This is a genomic window from Streptomyces sp. AM25 (assembly GCF_058146165.1).
The window spans coordinates 291,682-312,656 of sequence record NZ_JBKIWN010000009.1; the positions used below are offsets into that span (position 1 = coordinate 291,682).

General features: G+C 72.7%; 18 protein-coding genes and 1 pseudogene. 6 read left to right on the plus strand and 13 right to left on the minus strand.

Annotation, left to right across the window (positions count from 1 at the left end; all coding sequences use genetic code 11):
* The 4 genes from efeO to ACLHRZ_RS14050 all read right to left on the minus strand — a co-directional run bounded on the left by efeO (window position 1) and on the right by ACLHRZ_RS14050 (window position 4,279).
* Complete coding sequence (gene efeO, locus ACLHRZ_RS14035) at window positions 1-1,131, minus strand: iron uptake system protein EfeO (RefSeq protein WP_490418722.1); 1,131 nt, start codon at window positions 1,129-1,131, stop codon at window positions 1-3.
* A gap of 109 nt (window positions 1,132-1,240) precedes the next feature.
* Window positions 1,241-2,023 carry a heme ABC transporter ATP-binding protein gene (locus ACLHRZ_RS14040; protein ID WP_490418723.1) on the minus strand — a complete coding sequence of 261 codons (783 nt, stop codon included), beginning with the start codon at window positions 2,021-2,023 and terminating at the stop codon, window positions 1,241-1,243.
* Between the two features lie 206 nt (window positions 2,024-2,229).
* A complete protein-coding gene (locus ACLHRZ_RS14045) occupies window positions 2,230-3,252 on the minus strand; it encodes a FecCD family ABC transporter permease (protein WP_490418724.1) in 1,023 nt (340 codons plus the stop codon).
* Between the two features lies 1 nt (window position 3,253).
* On the minus strand, window positions 3,254-4,279 hold the full coding sequence (locus tag ACLHRZ_RS14050) for a heme/hemin ABC transporter substrate-binding protein (RefSeq protein ID WP_490418725.1): 1,026 nt from the start codon (window positions 4,277-4,279) through the stop codon (window positions 3,254-3,256).
* A gap of 123 nt (window positions 4,280-4,402) precedes the next feature.
* On the opposite strand from ACLHRZ_RS14050, the gene ACLHRZ_RS14055 reads away from it, so the two are divergent.
* Window positions 4,403-5,734: an HtaA domain-containing protein gene (locus tag ACLHRZ_RS14055; protein ID WP_490418726.1), complete on the plus strand. Its 1,332-nt coding sequence runs from the start codon at window positions 4,403-4,405 to the stop codon at window positions 5,732-5,734.
* Between the two features lies 1 nt (window position 5,735).
* Window positions 5,736-7,235: an HtaA domain-containing protein gene (locus ACLHRZ_RS14060; protein ID WP_490418727.1), complete on the plus strand. Its 1,500-nt coding sequence runs from the start codon at window positions 5,736-5,738 to the stop codon at window positions 7,233-7,235.
* Window positions 7,236-7,414: 179 nt separating this feature from the next.
* On the opposite strand, the gene ACLHRZ_RS14065 is transcribed toward ACLHRZ_RS14060, so the two are convergent.
* Together ACLHRZ_RS14065 and map are read right to left on the minus strand one after the other, a co-directional pair.
* Window positions 7,415-8,065 carry a biliverdin-producing heme oxygenase gene (locus ACLHRZ_RS14065; protein ID WP_490418728.1) on the minus strand — a complete coding sequence of 217 codons (651 nt, stop codon included), beginning with the start codon at window positions 8,063-8,065 and terminating at the stop codon, window positions 7,415-7,417.
* Between the two features lie 122 nt (window positions 8,066-8,187).
* Window positions 8,188-9,045, minus strand: a complete 858-nt coding sequence (gene map / locus ACLHRZ_RS14070; protein ID WP_490418729.1) for a type I methionyl aminopeptidase — start codon at window positions 9,043-9,045, stop codon at window positions 8,188-8,190.
* A 37-nt stretch (window positions 9,046-9,082) separates the two neighbouring features.
* On the opposite strand from map, the gene ACLHRZ_RS14075 reads away from it, so the two are divergent.
* Window positions 9,083-9,295, plus strand: a complete 213-nt coding sequence (locus tag ACLHRZ_RS14075) for a hypothetical protein (protein WP_490418730.1) — start codon at window positions 9,083-9,085, stop codon at window positions 9,293-9,295.
* A 207-nt stretch (window positions 9,296-9,502) separates the two neighbouring features.
* On the opposite strand, the gene ACLHRZ_RS14080 is transcribed toward ACLHRZ_RS14075, so the two are convergent.
* Together ACLHRZ_RS14080 and ACLHRZ_RS14085 are read right to left on the minus strand one after the other, a co-directional pair.
* Window positions 9,503-10,801: an MFS transporter gene (locus ACLHRZ_RS14080; protein ID WP_490418731.1), complete on the minus strand. Its 1,299-nt coding sequence runs from the start codon at window positions 10,799-10,801 to the stop codon at window positions 9,503-9,505.
* A 61-nt stretch (window positions 10,802-10,862) separates the two neighbouring features.
* Window positions 10,863-11,474 (minus strand): hypothetical protein, encoded by a 612-nt coding sequence (locus tag ACLHRZ_RS14085; RefSeq protein ID WP_490418732.1) that lies wholly within the window; start codon window positions 11,472-11,474, stop codon window positions 10,863-10,865.
* Between the two features lie 79 nt (window positions 11,475-11,553).
* On the opposite strand from ACLHRZ_RS14085, the gene npdG reads away from it, so the two are divergent.
* Window positions 11,554-12,288, plus strand: a complete 735-nt coding sequence (npdG, locus tag ACLHRZ_RS14090) for an NADPH-dependent F420 reductase (RefSeq protein WP_490418733.1) — start codon at window positions 11,554-11,556, stop codon at window positions 12,286-12,288.
* A gap of 84 nt (window positions 12,289-12,372) precedes the next feature.
* The gene (locus ACLHRZ_RS14095; protein WP_490418734.1) at window positions 12,373-12,567 is read left to right on the plus strand and encodes a hypothetical protein; all 195 of its coding nucleotides are present in this window, start codon (window positions 12,373-12,375) and stop codon (window positions 12,565-12,567) included.
* A 525-nt stretch (window positions 12,568-13,092) separates the two neighbouring features.
* Here the strand turns inward: ACLHRZ_RS14095 and ACLHRZ_RS14100 are convergent.
* Complete coding sequence (locus ACLHRZ_RS14100; protein WP_490418735.1) at window positions 13,093-13,914, minus strand: site-2 protease family protein; 822 nt, start codon at window positions 13,912-13,914, stop codon at window positions 13,093-13,095.
* A gap of 108 nt (window positions 13,915-14,022) precedes the next feature.
* Here ACLHRZ_RS14100 and ACLHRZ_RS14105 point away from each other — a divergent pair, with 108 nt between their 5' ends.
* On the plus strand, window positions 14,023-17,388 hold the full coding sequence (locus tag ACLHRZ_RS14105; RefSeq protein ID WP_490418736.1) for an AfsR/SARP family transcriptional regulator: 3,366 nt from the start codon (window positions 14,023-14,025) through the stop codon (window positions 17,386-17,388).
* Window positions 17,389-17,413: 25 nt separating this feature from the next.
* Here the strand turns inward: ACLHRZ_RS14105 and ACLHRZ_RS14110 are convergent, their stop codons facing one another.
* The 4 genes and pseudogenes from ACLHRZ_RS14110 to panB all read right to left on the minus strand — a co-directional run bounded on the left by ACLHRZ_RS14110 (window position 17,414) and on the right by panB (window position 20,962).
* Entirely contained in the window at window positions 17,414-18,238 is an 825-nt protein-coding gene (locus tag ACLHRZ_RS14110; RefSeq protein ID WP_490418737.1) for an ABC transporter permease, read from the minus strand.
* Complete coding sequence (locus ACLHRZ_RS14115; RefSeq protein ID WP_490418738.1) at window positions 18,235-19,242, minus strand: ATP-binding cassette domain-containing protein; 1,008 nt, start codon at window positions 19,240-19,242, stop codon at window positions 18,235-18,237. The genes ACLHRZ_RS14110 and ACLHRZ_RS14115 overlap by 4 nt, the downstream gene beginning before the upstream one ends.
* Before the next feature lie 707 nt (window positions 19,243-19,949).
* Window positions 19,950-20,051, minus strand: a pseudogene (locus ACLHRZ_RS14120) (IS5/IS1182 family transposase); the annotation flags it as partial.
* 53 nt (window positions 20,052-20,104) lie between these two features.
* A complete protein-coding gene (gene panB / locus ACLHRZ_RS14125) occupies window positions 20,105-20,962 on the minus strand; it encodes a 3-methyl-2-oxobutanoate hydroxymethyltransferase (RefSeq protein ID WP_490418739.1) in 858 nt (285 codons plus the stop codon).
* Window positions 20,963-20,975: the final 13 nt, after the last annotated feature.

The window sequence follows — 20,975 nt, forward strand, 5'->3', positions numbered from 1 at the left end:
CTACTTCGCGACGGCCGCGGCGAGCTTGGACAGCGGCTCGGAAAGCGCGTTGACCACGTCCGAGAGCTTCTTGCGGTCGTCCTGACCGACGGTGTCGTAGGACTTGAAGCCGTCACCCTCGCGGTAGTCGCCGAGGGCCTTCTTCACGGCCTCGAACTGCTTGTCCAACTCCTGCGTGAGCGCGGCGTCGTGCTTGGCGGCGACGGGCTTGAGGAGCCCGTAGGCCTTCTCGGCACCCTCCACGTTGGCCGCGAAGTCGTCGAGGTCGGTGTGGCTGTAGCGCTCCTCCTCGCCGGTGATCTTGTTGCGGTAGACCTCGTCGAGGAGCTCCTTGGCGCCGTTGGCCATGCCGGTCGGGGTGAGCTCGGCGGTGCCGACGCGCTTGCGCCAGTCCTCGAGGTCCTTCATCAGCTGGTCGGCGAGGGCCTTGTCCTCGTCAGTGATCTTCCCGTCCTGCCAGAGGGACTTCTCCAGCCGGTGCCAGCCGGTCCACTTCTGGTCCTTCTCCAGGCCGTCCTCGCGGACGTCGACCTTGGGGTCGATGTCGCCGAAGGACTCGGCGACGGGCTCGGTGCGCTCCCAGCCGGTGCGGGAGGGCGCGTAGGCCTTCTTCGCCGCGTCGAGGTCGCCGCTCTTGACGGCGTCGGCGAACTTCTGCGCCGCCGCGACGCTCTCGTCGGCCTGCTCCTGCACGTAACGGCGGTATTCGGCCACCGCCTTGTCCAGCTCCGGGTCGCTCTTCTGCTGCGCGCCGCCGCCGGTCACGGTGATCTTCTGGCGGATGCCGTCGCCCTTCATGCCGGGCTTGCAGGCGATCTCGTACGAACCGGCCTTGATCGTCGCGGTGATGTCGGCCTTGGTGCCCGGGCCTATGTTCTCGCGCTCGGTGACGATCCGGTCGTCCGGTGCGTAGACGTAGACCTCGGTGACCTTGGAGCCCTTGTTCTCGACGGTGAGCGTGACGTGCCCGGCCGGGAACGAGGTCTTCGAGACCTCGCACTTGTCGTCGGTGGCGGTGACCTTGACGGCCTCGGAGCCCTTGGCGTCCGACTTCTGGGCGCAGCCGGACACGGCGGTGAGGGCCGCGATGGCCGCGACGGCGGCGGCTGCGGAGGAGCGGAGGGCTCGCATGGGGAGGGACTCCAGGCGTGGTCGAAGGGGGCGGATCACCTTATTTAGGCGGCCCTAACTTATATGAGGCTTGCCTTTCTCTTTACCGCTGCATGGTGTGACGCTGGTCTCATATGGCCGGATTTCGCTGTGGGCGTTGCGGCACCACCAACGGGCCCGCGGCGCCCGGAAGATCGACGACGTCGACCGGCTGCCCGTAGACCCGGCCCAGGAGGCCGGGTTCGAAGACGTCGGCGGGCGGCCCGTCGGCCACGATCCGCCCGCCGTGCAGCACGGCCACGCGGTCGGCGTAGGCGCCCGCGAGGCCGAGGTCGTGCAGCACGACGGCCACGGCGTCCCCGGCCGCGGCGCGTTCGCGGCAGACGTGCAGGACGAGTTCCTGGTGCCGGAGGTCGAGCGCGGCGGTCGGTTCGTCGAGCAGCAGGAGCGGGGTGCGCTGCGCGAGCACGCGGGCCAGGGCGACGCGGGCCCGTTCACCGCCGGAGAGTGCGGTGAACGGGCGGGACGCGAACGCGGTGACCTCGGTGGCGGCCATGGCGGCCGCCACGGCCTCGTCGTCCTCGGCCGCCGCGGGGGTACGGGCCCAGGGGGCCCGGCCCATGCGGACGATGTCCCCGACGCCGAAGGGGAACGAGAGCGTGGTGTCCTGCGGCAACACGGCGCGGTGCCGGGCGAGTTCGCGAGGCGTCCACGCGCCGGCCGGGCGGCCGGCGATGCGGACCTCGCCGGAGGCGGCGGGCAGGTCGCCCGCGAGGGCGGCGAGCAGGGTGGACTTGCCGGCACCGTTGGGGCCGACGAGGGCGGTGACTTCGCCGGGGGTGAGGGTGAGGTCGACGGAGCGGAGGACGGGGCGTCCGCCGCGGTGGACGGTGAGACTGCGTGCTTCGAGCATGTGGGGTGGTCTCCTGTGCGTCGTCTGCGGGTTCGTCGTGGCTGGTCGCGCAGTTCCCCGCGCCCCTTCGGGGCACGATCACGCACCGTCCGGCGGATGCGCCCCGTCAGGGGCGCGGGGCTGTATCGATATGCGGCTCCGCCGCGTGGGCGCGACCAGCCACCGACGGCCTGCAGCCGAACGCACCACCCCCGGGGAGGGGCCCCTCACCCCCAACCCCCTTGCCTCCGTCGCGTCCTCCTCAACAGCCAGAAGAAGAACGGGCTCCCGAACAACGCCGTCAGCACCCCCAGCGGAAGTTCCGCCGGGGCGGCCGCCGTCCGGGCGGCCAGATCCGCCGCCACCAGCACAAGGGCACCGCCGAGCGCGCTGCCCGGGATCAGGAAGCGGTGGGACGGGCCCGCCGCCATGCGGAGCAGGTGCGGGACCAGCAGGCCCACGAACGTGACGATCCCCGCCACGGCCACCGCGGCCGCCGTCAGCAGGGCCACCACCAGGATCAGCACCAGCCGCAGCCGTTCCACGTCCACCCCGAGGTGCCGCGCCGGCCGCTCGCCGAGCGCGAGGAGGTCCAACTTCCGCGCGTACCACGGCGCGACGGCCAGCCCGGCCAGGGCACACGGCAGGACGGCCAGCACCTTCGGCCAGGTCGCCTGGGCGAGCGAGCCCAGCTGCCAGAAGGTGATCTGCGTGATCTGCGCGTTGTCCGCGGCGAAGACGCACAGCCCGATCAGCGCGCCCGCGAAGGCGTTCACCGCGATACCGGTCAGGATCAGCGTCACCACCTCGGTACGGCCGCCCGAGCGCGACAGCACGTACACCAGCAGCACGGTCCCCAGGCCGGCCGCGAAGGCGCAGCCGGTGACCGTCCAAGTCCCCAGGAACGACAGGCCCAGGGCGATCGAGGCGACCGCTCCGACGGCCGCCCCCGCCGAGATGCCGATGACGCCGGGCTCGGCGAGCGGGTTGCCGAACACGCCCTGCATCAGCGCGCCCGCGCACCCCAGCGACGCCCCCACGAGCACGGCGAGGACGACGCGCGGGAGCCGTACGTCCCACAGCACGCTCTCGCCGACGCGGTCGAGCGCGGCGCCGCCGAGCCCGGTGCGGTGCAGAAGCGAACCGGCGACGTCCCCGACGGGGATGTCGTAGGCGCCCAGCCCCGCGGACAGCAGGCACAGGGCGAGCAGCGCGACGCCCATGGCGGCGGCGATCACCGGCCGGGCCACGTCACTTCCCCTTTGCAGGCGCATGGATCTGCTCGATCAGCGAAGCGACCACGGCATCCGTGCGCGGGCCGAAGTTCAGCAGTACGCCGTCGTCGACCGAGGCGATGCGGCGGTCGAGGCCCGCGGGCGTCTGGCCGACGCCCGGGATCTTCAGCAGGCCGTCGACGCCGCCCACCGAGGCGAGGCCCTTGGTCATCACGAGGATGACGTCGGGCGCCGCCTTGGCGAGGGCCTCGCTGGTGAGGGGCGTGAAGTCCTTCGTCAGACCGGACGCCTTGCCCGCGTCCACGCCGCCCGCGGCCTCGACGAGCGAGTCCGCGCCCGAGCCCGGGCCGCCGAGGAGGTAGACGGACGCCGAGCCGCGCAGGTAGAGGAAGGCGACCCGCGGCCGGTCGGCACCCTCCGGGATGCGTCCGCGCGCCGCCTCGATGCGCTGTTCGGTTCGCTTCCGCAACTGCGCCCCGGCGTCGGCCACTCCGAGGGCTGCCGCCACCTTGTCGATCCGGGTGCCCACGTCCGCGAGCCGCTTCGCCGGGTCGAGGACGACGAGCGGGATCCCGGCGGCCCGGATCTGCTCGACGGCCTCCGCCGGGCCGGTCGTCGTCTCTGCCAGCACGAGCGTGGGCCTGAGGGAGAGCACGCTCTCCGCGGAGACGTCGTGCGCCCGCGTGACGACCGGCAGCCGACGGGCCTGCTCGAATGTGGCGGTGACGTCCCGGGCCACGACGTGCCCGCCGAGCCCGAGCGTGAAGACGATCTCGGAGAGGGAACCGGTCAGCGGCACGATCCGGTCCGTGCTGCGCACGGTGACGTCGCGGCCGTCGGCGGACCACACGGTTACGGGGAGTTGGGCGCGGGGCGGCGCGTCCGTGAGCGGCTCGACGCGGTCGGCTGTCGCCTGCCGGCGCGGCCCTTCGCCGGACGTGCCGCCCGCCGACGGGCCGCAGCCGGTGAGCACGGCCGCGAGGGCGGCCAGGGCCACGAGAGCGCCGAGGAAGCGTGGCACGTGCACCAACTGCACGCCCACAGGCCGACGTTGGGACACGTTCCCGCCTTCCGGTACGGATCCTTCCGGATGGGGGTTCCACCCGGCCGAGCTGTAGCTTAGGTTAGCCTTACCTAAATCGCCACCGCCGAGAGGGGTTCCCCGATGCTGCCGTCCAGACCTGCCCGCGCCCCGGTGGCGGTGCTGCTCGCGGCGCTGGTGACGGTCCTCGCCGGGCCTGCAGCCCGGGCGGAGGGGCCGGAGAGCCGTGAGGTGTCGGGGGGCAGGCTGGACTGGGGGATCAAATCCTCGTTCCAGAGCTACGTCACCGGACCGATCGCCCAGGGCGGTTGGGAACTGCAGGGCGGCGCGGCGACGGCCGGTGAGAACCGCTTCCGCTTCCACTCGGCCAAGGGCACGTACGCGCCGGACGACGGCGCCTTCGAGGCGGGCTTCTCCGGTGGAGTTCACTTCACCGGCCACCGCAAACCCGACGGCACCCACGAGCTCGACCTCACCGTCAGCCGCCCGGCCGTCCGCATCTCCGGCGCCGGAGGCACCCTCTATGCCGACGTGACGAGCAAGGCCGTCACGGCCACGCAGGTGCCGTTGGCCGCGCTCGACCTGTCCGGAACGCACCTGCGCGGCGGCGGCACGACCGTCAGCCTGACGGACGTTCCGGCCAAGCTGACGGCGGAGGGCGCGAAGGCGTTCGCGGGGTACTACGGGGAGGGCACGGCGCTCGACCCGGTGAGCCTCTCCGCCGGCATCGCGGAGAAGGGCGCGGAGAGGAGCGCCCCGTCACCGTCCCCCGCCCCCTCCGAAAAGCCCGCGGAAAAAGGCGAGTTCACCGGGGCCGCCGTCGACTGGGGCGTCCGCCGGACCTTCCGGGAGTACGTCACGGGACCGGTGGCCCAGGGCTCGTGGTCACTGGCCGACGGCGCTCGGGACGGCGGCGCGCTCTTCCGCTTCCCGCGCGGCAAGGGCACGTACGCCGCCGGGGGCACGGCCCTCGACGCCGCCTTCGCCGGCACCCTGCGCTTCACCGGCAAGGATCTCGACCTCGCGCTGCGCGCGGTCCGGGTCACGGTGAAGGACGGCAAGGGGACGCTGACGGCGGACGGCGTACCGCTGATCACGTTCGACGCCGCCGGCCTGAAGGAGAAGGACGGCCTCGCCGTCCTCACCGAGGCCCCGGCGAAACTCACTGCCGAAGGGGCCGGGGTGTTCGGCGGAATGTACCGGGAGGGGACGGACATGGACCCCGTCTCGCTCGCGGTGCCCCTGGTGGCGGGGGCGGCCCTGCCGCCGCTGCCGGACCTGGGGAACACGGAGTCCCCGCCCTCCGCCTCGCCCTCGGCTTCCGCTTTCCCTGTCATCCCCGTCGCCGCCGCGGGCGCGGGCGTCCTGGCCCTGGCGGCCGTGACGTTCGCGGTGCTCCGCAGGCGCAAGTCCACCACCGAGCAAACCGATCGAACCGATCAAGGAGACAACTGACATGACCGTCACCGCACTTCGCCGCCTCGCCTACGCGGCCGTCGTCTCGCTGGGCGCGATGACGCTGGCCGTTCCCGCGGCCCACGCGGGCGAGGGCGCCGCCCCGCAGGGGATGCCGCTGAAGGACGGCACCCTGGAGTGGGGCGTGAAGGAATCGTTCCGCCAGTACGTCACGGGTCCGATCGGCGGCGGCAGAGTCGAGGTCGCCGACGGTGCCCGACAGGCCGACGGCAGCGGCCCGTTCACCTTCACCGGCGGCACGGGCTCGTACGACATGTCGAAGCACGCCGTCGCCACCACCTTCAAGGGCAGTGTCCGCTTCCTGGGTCACCAGAAGGCCGACAAGTCCTGGGAGCTCGACATCAAGCTCGCCGACGTGAAGGTGACGACGCAGGGCAAGTCCGGCAGTATCACCGCCGACGTGACGACGGCGGGCGGTGCGACACAGGACGACGTCGCCATCGCCTCGCTCGACCTGTCCGCCGTCCGCCCGGGCGGCGGTTCGGGCGGCGCGATGACCTTCGCGAGGATACCGGCCAAGCTGACGGCGGACGGGGCGAAGGCGTTCAAGGGCTTCTACAAGGAGGGGCAGGATCTGGATGCGGCGACACTGTCGGTGACGGCCGGGGGCGGGGGCGGCGGGCAGAAGCCGCAGCCGCAGCCGCAGCCGAAGCCGGATTCTCCGGAGCCGAAGCCTCAGGAGCCGGCGCCGGAGCAGCCGAAGACGAAGCCGAGTGCCGAACCCTCGAAGGAGCCCGCGGCAGCACCCGAGCCCGCCGAGCCCGCCAAGCCTGCGAAGCCCGCCGGGGCCGCGGCCACCGGCACCATCGCCGACGGCCGTCTCGACTGGGGCGTGAAGAAGTCCTTCCGCGACTACGTCACGGGCCCGGTGGCGGGCGGCAAGGCCGAAGTCTCCGGCGGCGCCGGGCAGTCGGGCGACGGCTACCGCTTCCCGAAGGGCCACGGTTCGTACGACGCGGGCACGACCGCCCTCGACGCGGCCTTCGACGGCGCGGTCCGCTTCACGGGCCACGAAGGCCAGTTGGACCTGAAGCTCAGCGACCTCAAGGTGAAGGCGAACGGCACGTCCGGGACGCTGTACGCCGACGTCTCGGCGAAGGAGCGGTCGAGCGGGAAGGTCGTCGCCACGGACGACATGCCCCTCGCAAAGCTGAAGCTCCCGGCGGGCGCGCTCAAGGCCAAGGACGGTGTCGTGTCCGTGGCGGCCGTTCCCGCGACGCTGACGGCGCAGGGCGCGAAGGCCTTCGGCGACATGTACAAGGAGGGCCAGGACCTCGACCCGGTGAACGTGACGGTGTCGGTGGACAAGAGCGCTGCGCTGCCGGCGGGTTCGACGCTGGAGAGCGCCGGCGCCGGCGCCCTCGCCCAGACGGGCGCCGGCACCCCGACCGGCCCCCTGCTCGGCGCGGCCGGTGCGCTCGCCCTGGCGGGCGGCGCGGCGGTGTACGCGGTACGGCGACGGGGCGGCATGCAGGGCTGAGCTCTGGCGGGGGCGCCGCGGGGCGGTGCGGGCCGGTGGCCGGGGTTGTGCCCACCCGTTCCGCCCTGCGGAACGCCTGCCCACAACCCCGGGGCGCCCCGTAAGGGGCGCGGGGAAGTATCGATTTGCGGCTCCGCCGCGTGGGCGCGAGCAACTACAGCCGGCCCGCAGCCGAGCGACTACGCACTCAACGGGAACTCCCGCCCCAACTCCCGGAACACGCCAGTGTTCAGCGCGAAAGCGCGCCGGCACTCCTCCACCACCCGCTGCTTCTCCAGCTCGTCCACCGGCAGCGCGTCCAGCAGCTCGCGGTACTCCCGCTTGAACGCCGCCGGGTTGCCGATCCCGTCGAAGACGTAGAAGCGCACCCCGTCCCCCTTGCGCGCGAAGCCCCACGTCTTCTCCGCCGTGCCGCGGATGATCTGGCCGCCGGAGAGGTCGCCCAGGTAGCGCGTGTAGTGGTGGGCCACGTAGCCCGCGGGCCAGGTGCGGGCGCACTCCTCGATGCGGGCCGCGTACGCCGCCGTGGCGGGGAGCGGCTCCAGGGCCGTGCGCCAGCCGTCGCCGCCCAAGTGGGTCAGGTCGCGCTCCAGTTGCGCGGTGCGGGCGAGCTCCGGGCGGATGAACGGGCCGGCCACCGGGTCGGCCGCCAGGGGCGCGGCCGCGGACTCCAGGGCCCGGTAGACGAACCAGAGCTGCTCGGTGTACCGGCGATACGCCTCCACCCCCAGCCGGCCGCCGAGCATGTTGCTCATGAACGTGGAGTTCTCGGCCTCCGTGTGCTGCTCGTGGGAGGCGGTGCGGATGAGGGCGGAGAACGGCGTGTCCAAGACGGACCTCCGGTGACGGGGGGCGGGAAGGCCGATTCTTCCTACTTAGGCTTACCTAAGTCAATGTGTTCCCGACGTGCTGTCGGTAAAACTGTATCGGCCGCCCCGCCGCTCCGCAGGAGTTACGGCAGCGTCAGAATCTCCGCACCCGTCTCCGTGACCACCAGCGTGTGCTCGAACTGCGCCGTCCGCTTGCGGTCCTTGGTGACGACCGTCCAGCCGTCCTCCCACAGGTCGTAGTCGTACGTCCCCAGCGTCAGCATCGGCTCGATGGTGAACGTCATGCCCGGCTGGATGAGGGTGTCGTGGTGCGGGCTGTCGTAGTGCGGGACGATCAGGCCGGAGTGGAAGGACGAGTTGATGCCGTGACCGGTGAAGTCGCGGACGACCCCGTAGCCGAAGCGCTTGGCGTACGACTCGATGACGCGGCCGATGATGTTGATCCGTCGTCCGGGCTTGACCGCCTTGATCGCCCGGTTCAGCGCCTCGCGCGTGCGTTCGACCAGGAGGCGGGACTCCTCGTCCACGTCGCCGCACAGGTACGTGGCGTTGTTGTCGCCGTGCACGCCGCCGATGAAGGCCGTCACGTCGAGATTGACGATGTCGCCGTCGCGCAGCACGGTCGAGTCGGGGATGCCGTGACAGATCACTTCGTTGACCGACGCGCACAGCGACTTGGGGAAGCCGCGGTAGCCGAGCGTCGAGGGGTAGGCGCCGTGGTCGCACATGAACTCGTGCGCGACCCGGTCCAGCTCGTCCGTGGTCACGCCCGGGGCGATGTGCTTGGCCGCCTCCTCCATCGCCTGTGCGGCGATGCGGCCGGCGATGCGCATCCGCTCGATCGTCTCGGCGTCCTGCACCTCGGGGCCGGTGTACGGCGTCGGGGCGTCCTTGCCCACGTACTCGGGACGCGGGACCGAGGCGGGGACGGAGCGGGTGGGGGAGAGTCTCCCCGGAACAAGAAGCGACTGGCCAGACATGTCTGCGAGTGTAGAAGAGACGGAGAGGAGACCTTCGATGGCGCTGTTCAAGAGGCGTACGGCCGGGAAGCCGGGCGAGTACTACTACTGCCTGAAGCACGGCACGGTGGAGGAGGGCCCGGAGTGCCGCGCCGCCGACCGCTTCGGCCCGTACGGGTCACGGGAGGAGGCCGCCCACGCGATGGAGACGGCCCGCGAGCGGAACGAGGAGTGGCGGGAGGACCCCCGCTGGAAGGACGGCGAAGGCTGAGGCGGGGTCTTCGGCTGCAGGCTCGTCGTGGCCGGTCGCGCAGTTCCCCGCGCCCCTGACGGGGCCGTGCGCACCGCGCCCCGCAGGGGCGCGGGGCTGTTACTCCCCCAGCTACCGCTGGGAGGTGCCCCCAGCGGCTCCGCCGCGTGGGCGCGAGCAAGCACAGCGGACCCGCACCCGACGACGAACGGCCCGGCCCCGCCCAGGTCAGGCCGCCGTCGCCAGCTTCCCCTCGCGGGCCCGTACCGCATGCGGGTCCGTGCGCTGGTCGTAAGACAGCAGCTTGGGCAGCGACAGCGCCAGCAGCCCCACCCCCGCCACGCACGCCAGCCCGCCCGCCCACACCGACGTGCGGACGCCGGACAGCGCCGCCATGCCTCCGGCCCGCACCTGGCCCAGCTGCGGGCCCACCGAGTACGAGAGCAGCTCGATGCCGGCCAGGCGCCCCCGCAGCTCGTCCGGGATCGTCTGGTCCCACATCGCGGAGCGGAACAGGCCGCTGATCATGTCGCAGCCGCCCGCGACGGCCAGGAACAGCAGCACCAGCCAGACGTTGTGCATCCAGCCCGCCACCGCCATCGCGCCGCCCCAGCCGGCCGCCGCCAGGACCACCATGCGGCCGTGCCGGTGGATGCGCGAGGCCCAGCCGCTGGTCAGGCTGACCGCCAGCGAACCGACGGCGCCCGCGGCGTACATCATGCCCAGCGCCCAGGGGGCGTGCAGCTCGTCGGCCAGGAACGGGAAGACCGCCGTGGGGAAGGCGAAGAACATCGCCGTCAGGTCGATGGCGTACGTCCCCAGCAGCTCCTTGCGGCCCCACGCGTAGCGGCCGCCCTCCAGGATGCCGCGCAGCGACGGCTTCTCGGCGTCGTGCGAGGCGGGGGAGGGGGCGAGGGTCATGATCAGGACCGCGGAGATCACGTACGACAGCACGTCGAGCCCGTACGCCCACGGCAGTCCGGCGAAGGCGACGAGCACGCCCGCCAGCGACGGGCCGGCGATCGCGCCGACCTGCCAGCGCATGGAGTTGAGCGCGATGGCGGCGGGCAGCTGCTCGTGCGCGACGATGCGCGGCACGATGGCGTGCAGGGCCGGGCGCTGGAGCCCGGTCGCCGCGCTGGTCAGCGCGGCGACCACGTACAGCGGCCAGATCAGCGGGTGCGGCAGCAGGGTGTTGAGCAGCAGCAGCGCGCTCAGGGCGGTCACCCCGAGCTCGGTCCACAGGATCAGCTTGCGGCGGTCGAGGGCGTCGGCCAGCGCGCCGCCGTAGAGCCCGAAGACGATCAGGGGGACGAGCTCGACGGCGCCGACCGCGCCCACCGCGAGCGTCGAACCGGTCAGCTCCTTGAGCTGGAGCGGGACGGCCACGAAGGTCAGGAAGGTGCCGAAGACCGTCACCAGTCCCGCCATCCACATGCGGCGGAAGTCGCGGGAGGCGTGCCACGGCGTGAGGTCGGGCAGGAGCGCTCGCAGGCGCCCGGAATGAGGGGGATGGTCGTCGGTCACGAGGGACGATGTTCGGGGGTCGGGGCGAAGCGCCGCAATCGGTTTTCCGGGGCCGGTCCGCTCACCACCGGGTCGGCGGCGGGGCGGTCAGCTGCTCCGCGAGCCGGGAGAGCCGGTCCCGGAAGCGCCGGCCGTGGCCGGGGGGCGGGCTGTTCTCCCCGGCGGCGGCGCTGACCAGGTGCTGGACCATGTCCAGGTCCATGACCGAGGAGGCGGGCACGGACAGGGCGTCGTGGGCGAGGGAGTGCAGGTCGGCGTCCGTGCCCTCCTCGGCGTCGTCCAGCGCGAGGACGGTCGCCCCGCCGCGCCGGGCGTCGTGCACCCGCTCCAGCAGGCCCGTCCCGGTCCCGCCCTCGGCCACCACCAGCACCGTCTCCCCGCGCCGCGCGGCCTCCAGCCGGCCGAGGCCCACGGACAGATGGGCCGGGCTGCGCGGCGGGACCCGGTGCCGGACGAGCGTGGGGGACAGCCGGGACAGGCCGGACCAGGCCGCCTCGTCGTCCAGATGGGCCGCCAGGTGCCACGGCTCGTACTCCGCCGTGCCGACCAGCAGCAGGCCGCCGTCGTCGCGGGCGACCGAGGTGCGCAGCACCCCCGCGAAGCGGCGGGTGTCCTGCAGCCACTCGGTCCCGGCGAGCACTTCCCGCAGCAACGCGACCCGTACGGCGTCCATGGCCCGCATCCTGCCGCAACGGCCGTGCGCGGATGGCCGGTTGCGTGGGTCCTCACCCGATCGTGACAGTATCGCTGTCATGACTACTTCTGATGGTGCGAATGGTGTGAACGGTGCGAACACCACTGCGAAGAAGGCTCCCGCGAAGGCCCCCTGGGACCTCCCCGACGTCTCCGGCCTGGTGGTCGGCGTCCTCGGCGGCACCGGCGACCAGGGCCGCGGCCTGGCCTACCGGCTGGCCAAGGCCGGGCAGCAGGTGATCATCGGTTCCCGCGCCGCCGAGCGGGCGCAGACGGCCGCGGCCGAGCTGGGCCTGGGCGTCGAGGGTGCGGACAACGCGGAGTGCGCGCGCCGCAGCGACATCGTGATCGTCGCGGTGCCGTGGGACGGGCACGCCAAGACCCTGGAGGCGCTGCGCGAGGAGCTCGCCGGGAAGCTCGTCGTCGACTGCGTCAACCCGCTGGGCTTCGACAAGCAGGGCGCCTACGCGCTGAAGCCGGAGGAGGGCAGCGCCGCCGAGCAGGCCGCCGCGCTGCTGCCGGAGTCGCGGGTGACGGCCGCCTTCCACCACCTGTCCGCCGTGCTGCTCTCCGACCCGGAGATCGCGGAGATCGACACCGACGTGATGGTGCTGGGGGAGAAGCGCGCCGACACCGACATCGTGCAGGCGCTGGCCGGGCGCATCCCCGGCATGCGCGGCGTCTTCGCGGGCCGGCTGCGCAACGCCCACCAGGTGGAGTCGCTGGTCGCCAACCTGATCTCGGTGAACCGCCGCTACAAGGCCCACGCGGGGCTGCGGATCACGGACGTGTAGCGGGAACCGTGGCCACCCCCGACCCGCGGCCGGAGGCATGGGGGACAATGTCGGAGCACGTACCGCCCCGGACCAGGAGCCGATATGCCCCGCCTCGCCCTCTACGCCATGGCCGCCTGCGCGCTAGCGCTCGTCGCGGCTGTCGTCTCGTTCGTGGAGGGCAGCTGGCTCGGCATCATCTGGATCCTGCTCGTCGGCGTCTCGTCCAACATCGCCTGGTACTACATCCGCAAGGCGAAGAACGACCGCGCCGCCGAGCAGGCCGCCGCCGGGCGCTGAGCGACTCGCCCACCCGCTCATGAGTACGGATACTCATGAGCACTGTCAGTGCCCTGTTCGATACTGCCTCCCAGGCAACCGCTGAATAACGGGGACGGGCGCTGGGAGGGGCGGGGCGTCGTCATGTCGCGCTGGGACATCCAGCCGGAGACGGTTCGCACGGTGGTCGGGAACACGGCCGGGGCGGCGGGGCGGGTGCCCGTCCGGCCCTCGAAGAGATCGATGCCAATTACCGCCGCCTCACTGTGGATGACGGCGGACAAGCGCTTTCGGAAGCAACGGGCGCCCCGGTACCGCCTGTACGTCCCGCCAGGACCCGCTCCGGTGCCGGATACCAACGTCCTGAGTACCCATAGACGTTGGTATCCGGCACCGGAATGCACCCATGGTGCAGCCGCTGCTCCACGAGGCGTCATCGCCGCCGGTTCCACGCTCGCCCGGAGGAAAGTGCGCCGGGAGCACATTGCCGAGGCGCTCGCGGCCGCGCCGCACCGGTTCGGCAAGCGCCGTCGGGCTCGCGCCCGCTCAGGAGGCCAGCCCCGGGATTCCGGCCCCGCCGAGTGACGGGATGTCCGGGGTGCCCTGCCAGAAGCGGAACAGTTCCTGGCCCCAGTAGGTGTCCCACGGGGTGACGCCCAGGGCGCGCAGGATCGCGTCGATCATGTCGAAGAAGGCGTGGTTGACCTCGGGGATCCACAGGAAGCCGAAGACGGCGAGCAGGCCGAACGGGGCGAAGGGCTCGACCTGGCGCCGTACCTTGTGCGACAGCCACGGTTCGATCACGCCGTAGCCGTCCAGGCCGGGCACCGGCAGCATGTTCAGGATCGCCGCCGAGACCTGGAGCAGGGCCAGGAAGCCGAGCGCGTAGCGGAAGTGGTCCGGCACCCCGTCCATCGCGTTCAGCCAGAACGGGGCCGTGACGACGAGCGCGAAGACGACATTGGCCAGCGGGCCGGCCGCCGAGACCAGGCTGTGCTTCCAGCGGCCCTTGATGCGGTGCCGCTCGATGAAGACCGCGCCGCCGGGCAGGCCGATGCCGCCCATGATGACGAAGATCACCGGCAGCACGATGCTCAGCAGGGCGTGCGTGTACTTGAGCGGGTTGAGGGTGAGGTAGCCCTTGGCCCCGATGGAGATGTCCCCGCCGTGCAGGGCGGTGCGTGCGTGCGCGTACTCGTGCAGGCAGAGCGAGACGAGCCAGGCCGAGACGATGAACAGGAAGACGCCGAAGCCGGGGCTGGCCGCGTAATCGGTCCACACCGCCCATATGGAGACCGCCATGATGGCGACGAGGGCGAGGAAGACGGGGCTCACGCGTCCTTCGCCGCGGGTCGCGGGGGATGCCATGTTGTGTGCTCCTGGGATGGACGTACCGGTGCTTGTACCGGGAGACGGTACTTCGTCCCACGGGGAAAATGTCGCGGCCCCCGGTGCGGGCCGGGGGAGAATGGGCCCGTGCGTTACGGCATCCTCGGCACCACCCAGGCCCATACCGACGACGGCGGCCCCGTCGCCCTCGGCGGCGCCCGCCTGCGCGCGCTCCTGGCCGCGCTCGCGCTGCGGCCCGGGCGGACGGTGACCGTGGCGGCACTGGTCGACGACGTGTGGGACGGCGGTCCGCCCGCCGACGCGGCCGGGGCACTGCAGGCGCTGGTGGGGCGGTTGCGGCGGGTGCTGGGCCGGGAGGCGGTGGCCTCCGCGGCCGGCGGCTACCGGCTGTGCGCCGAGCCGGACGACGTCGACCTGTACCGCTTCGAGCGGCTCGCGGACGAGGGGGAGCGGGCGCTCGCCGACGGGGATCCGGCGAAGGCGGCCGTTCTGCTCGACGACGCGCTCGGCCTCTGGCGCGGGGCCGTCCTGGCGGACCTGCCCGGTGGCGGTGCCGGGACGGCGGCCCGGGCCGAGGCCCGGCATCACGAGGTGCGGCGTGCCCGGCTGGCGGCGTCCGTTGCGCTGGGCCACGTGGTACTGCCCGAGCTCTCCGAGCTCTGCGCGGCCCACCCTTTGGACGAGCCGCTCCAGGCCCTCCGGCTGCGGGCGCTGCGCGCGGCCGGGCGGTCGGCCGAGGCGCTCGCCGCCTACGAGGAGATACGGGTGGCCCTCGCCGAGCGGCTGGGGGCCGATCCGGGGCCCGAACTGCGTGCGCTGCATGCGGAGTTGCTCGCTCCGGTGTCCGGTGGCTGCGGGTCGTCCGTGGCTGATCGCGCCCACGCGGCGGAGCCGCTGGGGGTACCCCCAGCGGTAGCTGGGGGAGTAACGCCCCGCGCCCCTTACGGGGCGCCCAGGCCCCCCGGAAACCTCCCCGCCCGCCTCACCTCCTTCGTCGGACGGGAGGACGATCTCTCCCTCATCCGCGGCGACTTGGCCGCGCACCGGCTCGTCACCCTGCTCGGGCCCGGTGGCGCCGGGAAGACGCGGCTGTCGCAGGAGGCCGCGGAGACCGCCGCGCGCGTGGACGGGCGGTGGCCCGACGGGGTGTGGTTCGCCGAGCTCGCGCCCGTCGACGAGGGCGGGAGCGCCGAGGACGTCGTCGAGGCGGTGTTCACCGCGCTCGGGGCGCGCGAGACGGTGGTGCGCAGCGCAGCGGCCGAGGGGCTGCGGGCCGCCACGGACTCCGCGGTGCTCGACCCCGTCGAGCGGCTCGCCGAGGCCTGCGCGCGCCGCCGCATGCTGCTCGTCCTGGACAACTGCGAGCACGTCGTCGACGCCGCGGCCCGGCTCGCCGAGACCGTGCTCGCCCACTGCCCGGGCGTCACGGTGCTGGCCACCAGCCGCGAGCCCCTCGCCGTGCCCGGCGAGCTGGTGCGGCCCGTCGAGCCGCTGCCGGACCCCGTCGCCCTGCGGCTGCTCGCCGAGCGCGGTGCGGCCGCCCGCCCGGGGTTCCGGGTCGCGGACGACCCGGAGGCCTGCGCCGAGATCTGCCGCCGCCTGGACGGGCTGCCGCTCGCCATCGAACTGGCCGCCGCCCGGCTGCGGATGCTCACCCCGCGCGGCATCGCCGACCGTCTCGACGACCGGTTCCGCCTCCTCACCTCCGGCAGCCGCACCGTGCTGCCCCGCCAGCAGACCCTGCGCGCGGTCGTCGACTGGTCCTGGGACCTGCTCACGGAGCCCGAACGCGCCGTGCTGCGCCGCCTGTCGGTGTTCGCGGGCGGCTGCAGCCTGGAGGCCGCGGAGGAGGTGTGCGCGGAGACGGCGGACTCCGAAGACACAGCGGTGCACCTCGGTTCGCTCGTCGACAAATCCCTCGTCGTCGCCGCCCCCGCCGCCGACGGGCAGATGCGCTACCGGCTGCTGGAGACCGTGGGGGAGTACGCCTCCGAGCGGCTCGACGAGGCCGGCGAACACGCCTCCGCGATGCACCGGCACCTGGTCTTCCACCGTGAACTGGCCCGTACCGCCGACCCGTTGCTGCGCGGCCCACGGCAGCGTCACTGGCTGGAGCGCCTGGAGCTGGAGCACGACAACCTGCGCACCGCCCTGCGGTACGCGGTGGCCACGCGGGACGAGCAGGAGGCGCTGTGCCTGGTGCTCTCGCTGGGCTGGTTCTGGCAGCTGCGCGACCACCGCAGCGACGGCCGCCACTGGACGGAGGCCGTGGCCGCCCTGGGTCCGGACCCCTTCGCGGAGCCCGTCGCCCCGGCCCCGCCGCTGCTCGTCGGGTGCACGGACGAGCCGCCGCCCATGTCGCCGGAGCTGCTGGAGGAGGCGCGCCGCGGAGTGCGGCTGATCGGTCTGGGCTGCGCCGATTCCGACATGCGGGAGCTCGGCTCCCCCGGGACCCAGCGGTTCCTGCGCAACATCGTCACGGCGTACGGCACGGGGCAGCCGCAGAACTGCCGCACGCCCGGCTGGCTGTGGTTCTACGCGACGCTGCTGACCGGCTCCGCCGACGACCTCTACGGCGTCGTCGACTCGGCCGTGGACCGCTGCCGAGGCCTGGGCTACGCCTGGGAACTGGCCAACGCCCTCCAGATGCGGGCCAGGATGTTGAACGAGCACTTCGACCAGGCCGCACGGGACGCGGACGAGAGCCTGGAGATCTTCCGCCGGATCCAGGACTCCTGGGGCGTGGCCGAGGCCCTGTCGGGACGGGCCGAGGCGCGCGAGCGGCGCGGCGAGTTCGCGGCCGCGGCCGAGGACTACCGGGAGGCCATGGAGCACGTGCGGGCGCTCGGTGCGGAGGGGCAGGTGTGCGTGCTGCGGTCGCGGCTCACCGAGGTGCTGCTGGAGCTGGAGGAGATCGGCGCGGAGGAGGCCGAGGGGATCCTGCGCGAGCTGCTCACGGAGGCCGAGCGGTTCAACACCGACGCCACCGTCTTCATCCGGCTCCAGCTCGGCATCCTGCTCGGCCGCATGGGCCGCACCGGCGAGGCGGGGGAGCTGCTCACGGAGCTCTTCAGCGAGTTCGAGGGGCGGGCGGTGGCGCTCTTCGAGGGGCTGATGAGCGGGCTGTTCGCGTGGCTCGACACCCTGGAGGGCCGCCCGGCGGAGGCGCTGCCCAGGGTGCGTACGGCGCTGGGGAAGGCCGACGACCCGCTCGGCTCGCTGATCGCACCGCAGATGCGGGTGATCAACATGCTGCACGGCGCCCATGCCCATGCCGCGCTGGACGGCGACGAGCACGCGCTGACCGCCGCCCGCCTGCTGGGCGCGGCCGCGGCGCAGCGCCCGCCCGGCTTCTTCGTCGCCGCGCACGAGCGGGAGGTCCGGGACCGGACGAAGTCCCTGGCCCGCGCCTCCCTCGGCGACGAGGCCTACGAGCGCGCCTGTGCCGAGGGCGCCCGCCTCTCCCCTGCCGAGGCGGCCGCCCTCGTCTGACGCCGGCCCGGTGCGGCCTGCAACGTCACGTCTTCTTGCGGAACTTGGCGACCGCCAGCGGCGCCATGACGGCGGTGATGCCCGCGGACCACGCCAGTACCATCCACACCGAGTGGGCCACGGGGCCGCCGTTGATGAGGCCGCGGGCGGCGTCGGCGAGGTTGGCGAGCGGGTTGTAGTCGGCGAAGGCCTTCAGCCAGCCGGGCATGGTGCTGGTCGGTGCGAAGATCGAGCTGGCGAACTGCAGCGGCATCAGGACGATCATGGCGACCCCCTGGACGGCCTGCGCCGTCTTCATGGCCAGACCCAGCAGGATGAAGATCCACATCAGGGCGGCGCCGAAGACCATGCTCAGCACGACGGCGGCCAGCAGGTGCAGCACGGACGTCTTGAGCGTCAGCCCCAGGGCGAAGCCCATGCCCAGCTGGATGGCGGTGGCGACGATCATCCGGCCGACCTCGGTCACGATCTTCGCGACGAGCACGGAGGACCGGGCTATGGGCATCGTCCGGAACCGGTCCATCACGCCCTTGCGGAAGTCCTCGTTGATGCCCGTGCCGACGGCCATCGCGATGTTCATGCCGGTCATCGCCATCAGGCCGGGCACCAGGTAGTTGACGTACTCGCCCTGGTTGCCCTTGCCGGCGATGGCGCCGCCGAAGACGTAGACGAACATCAGGGTGAAGATGATCGGCATCATGACGACGTCGAACATCGACTCCGGATCCTGCTTGATCTGCAGAGCGTTGCGGCGCGCGAGCGCCGAGATGTGCCGCAGGTTGCCGCGCAGGCCGATCCGGGGCTCGCGGGCGGGCGCCGCTGCGGGCGCGGTGATCGTTGCCGCGCTCATGCGGCGGCCTCCTGGAGTGCGTCGGTACGGTCGTGCGGGGCGGGGGCGGCCGATGTCTTCTGGCCGGTGACGGCGAGGAAGACCTCGTCCAGGCTGGGCAGATGGGTGCTGATGCCGGAGATGACGAAGCCGCGCTCGGCCAGCATGCCTACGACGGCGGTCAGCTGTATGTCGCTGACGATCGGGACGTTCACCACGCCCTCGGCCTCGTCGGGCGTGGCGCCGGCGACGCCGTCGAGCCCGGCGCGGGCCACCGCCTCGGCCATGCGCGGCAGTTCGGCCGGGTCGGCCGGGCGGATCTGCAGGGTGCGGCCGCCGACCTTGGCCTTGAGCTCGTCGATCCGGCCGCCCGCGATCACGCGCCCGCGGTCGACGACGGTCAGCTCGTGGGCGAGCTGCTCGGCCTCCTCCATGTACTGCGTGGTGAGCAGCACGGTGCTGCCCTCGGCGACCATGCGCTGCACCTCGCTCCACACCTCGTTGCGGGTGCGCGGGTCGAGGCCGGTGGTGGGCTCGTCGAGGTAGAGCACGGCGGGTCGGCCGATCATGGAGGCGGCCAGGTCGAGCCGGCGGCGCATGCCGCCGGAGTACTGCCCGGCCGGCCGCCCGGCGGCGTCGGTGAGGGAGAAGCGCTCCAGCATCTCGTCCGCCCGGCGCCGGGCGTCCTTGCGGGAGAGGTCGAGCAACCGCCCGATCATGTAGAGGTTCTCGCGGCCGGAGAGCTTCTCGTCGACCGAGGCGTACTGCCCGGTCAGCCCGATGACCCGGCGCAGCGCGCGGGGCTGGGTCAGCACGTCGTACCCCGCGACGCGGGCGGTGCCCGCGTCGGGGCGTATCAGCGTGGACAGGACTCTGACCAGGGTGGTCTTGCCGGCACCATTGGGCCCGAGCACTCCGAGGACGGTGCCTTCGCGCACGTCCAGGTCGACCCCGTCCAGAGCCCTGGTGTCCCCGAAGTGCTTGACCAGGCCGCGGACTTCGACGGCGATGTCGTTCTGCGTCATGCCCACTACGGTGGCAGGGGCCACCGACAACGGACCGACAGGGCGCCGACAGGGGCGCGGGGAACTGCGCGAGCGACCACGACGCGCCCGCAGCCGACGTTCCCGGGGCTGCGCCCCGGACCCCTGGGGTGGTGCGTCGGCTGCAGGCCGTCGGTGGCTGATCGCGCAGTTCCCCGCGCCCCTTCGGGGCGCGCCCGCGCCTAGGCAGTGTCCGACGGGTCGACCGGGCGACGGCAACAGTCACGGTCCGCCGGTCGCCTCGTGCCGCCGAGCGGCCGTGGGCATCGCCTCCGAACAAGAAGCCGGAGGATCGATGCACCTGGCCCCGTACGAGGGAGATGACGAGTGCCGGATCGTCGGCATGGGCATCCACCGGCTAGCAACCATCGCCCATGAAAGGTGAGTTCATGCATCTCGCCCCCCTGGCCCTCCCGCTCGTGCACTTCATCGGCCTCTTGGTAGGCGCCATCCTCCTGTCCCTTTAGCCAGAGCCAAGGGCCCATCCGTGTGCACTGGACGCTCGCGTATGGAGCGGAGCGCCGTGGCCATGGTCCGCCTGACCGCACTGAGCTTGACTGAAGTCATGACTCGCAACGATGCAACGCACAGCGACAGCACAACGCTCGTCATCGGCGGCACCGGCAAGACCGGCCGCCGGGTCGGGGACCGGCTCGCAGTGCGCGGCCCGCCGTTGCCTGCGGCGCCGGCACCTTGCGATGGCACACCCACCGCCCGCCCCGCCCTGTGTTCCTCGGCAAGTGCGGCGCACGCCGGGCCAACTCCCGATCCGACAAATCACCTCGCCCCACGCCGGGCGGAACGACATCAGCGCGGCTCGGTCACGCGACCCGTCGGACAGGCCCTAGTGGAACGCGTGCTCTTCCGCGGGGTACGCCCCGTCGACCACGTCCTCCGCGAAAGCGCGCGCAGCGTCACCGAGCACCTCGCGCAGCCGCGCGTACTGCTTGACGAAGCGCGGCACACGGCCCCCGTTCAGCCCCGCCATGTCCGTCCAGACCAGGACCTGCGCATCGCACTCGGCCCCGGCCCCGATGCCGACCGTCGGGATGTGCAGGACGCGCGTGACCTCGGCGGCCAGCTCCGCCGGCACGACCTCCAGGACGACGGCGAACGCGCCCGCGTCCTGCACGGCCTTCGCGTCGCGCAGCAGTTGCGCGGCCGCCTCCTCGCCGCGGCCCTGGACGGGGTAGCCGCCGAAGGCGTTGACGGACTGCGGGGTGAGGCCGATGTGGGCCATGACCGGGATGCCGGACTCGACGAGCAGCTCGATCTGGTGGGCCGAGCGCTCGCCGCCCTCCAGCTTGACCGCGCCGACGCCCGCCTCCTTCACCAGCCGGGTGGCGCTGCGCAGCGCCTGTACGGCGCCTTCCTGGTACGAACCGAACGGCAGGTCGCCGACGACCAGGGCGCGCTTGGTGCCCCGTACGACGGCGGCCGAGAGCATGGTGATCTCGTCCAGGGTGACCGGCACCGTGGACTCGTAGCCGAGGTGGCAGTTGCCCATGGAGTCGCCCACCAGCAGGACGGGGATGCCGGCCTCGTCGAAGACGGAGGCGGTCATCGCGTCGTAGGCGGTGAGCATGGGCCATTTCTCGCCGCGCTGCTTGGCGGCGGCGATGTCGCGGACGGTGATGCGCCGGGATGCGGTTCCGCCGTACAGCGCCTTGCTGCTGTCGGGGGCTTTCACGGCATGCGTCATGGCGATCGGCTCC

Excerpts from the sequence above, each read along its gene's own strand:
- ACLHRZ_RS14055 (WP_490418726.1), top strand. The coding sequence starts at position 4,403 with ATGCTGCCGTCCAGACCTGCCCGCGCCCCGGTGGCGGTGCTGCTCGCG.
- ACLHRZ_RS14100 (WP_490418735.1), bottom strand. The coding sequence starts at position 13,914 with ATGGCATCCCCCGCGACCCGCGGCGAAGGACGCGTGAGCCCCGTCTTC.
- panB (WP_490418739.1), bottom strand. The coding sequence starts at position 20,962 with ATGACGCATGCCGTGAAAGCCCCCGACAGCAGCAAGGCGCTGTACGGC.
- ACLHRZ_RS14075 (WP_490418730.1), top strand. The coding sequence starts at position 9,083 with ATGGCGCTGTTCAAGAGGCGTACGGCCGGGAAGCCGGGCGAGTACTAC.
- ACLHRZ_RS14085 (WP_490418732.1), bottom strand. The coding sequence starts at position 11,474 with ATGGACGCCGTACGGGTCGCGTTGCTGCGGGAAGTGCTCGCCGGGACC.
- ACLHRZ_RS14115 (WP_490418738.1), bottom strand. The coding sequence starts at position 19,242 with ATGACGCAGAACGACATCGCCGTCGAAGTCCGCGGCCTGGTCAAGCAC.
- map (WP_490418729.1), bottom strand. The coding sequence starts at position 9,045 with ATGTCTGGCCAGTCGCTTCTTGTTCCGGGGAGACTCTCCCCCACCCGC.
- efeO (WP_490418722.1), bottom strand. The coding sequence starts at position 1,131 with ATGCGAGCCCTCCGCTCCTCCGCAGCCGCCGCCGTCGCGGCCATCGCG.
- npdG (WP_490418733.1), top strand. The coding sequence starts at position 11,554 with ATGACTACTTCTGATGGTGCGAATGGTGTGAACGGTGCGAACACCACT.
- ACLHRZ_RS14095 (WP_490418734.1), top strand. The coding sequence starts at position 12,373 with ATGCCCCGCCTCGCCCTCTACGCCATGGCCGCCTGCGCGCTAGCGCTC.
- ACLHRZ_RS14040 (WP_490418723.1), bottom strand. The coding sequence starts at position 2,023 with ATGCTCGAAGCACGCAGTCTCACCGTCCACCGCGGCGGACGCCCCGTC.
- ACLHRZ_RS14110 (WP_490418737.1), bottom strand. The coding sequence starts at position 18,238 with ATGAGCGCGGCAACGATCACCGCGCCCGCAGCGGCGCCCGCCCGCGAG.
- ACLHRZ_RS14060 (WP_490418727.1), top strand. The coding sequence starts at position 5,736 with ATGACCGTCACCGCACTTCGCCGCCTCGCCTACGCGGCCGTCGTCTCG.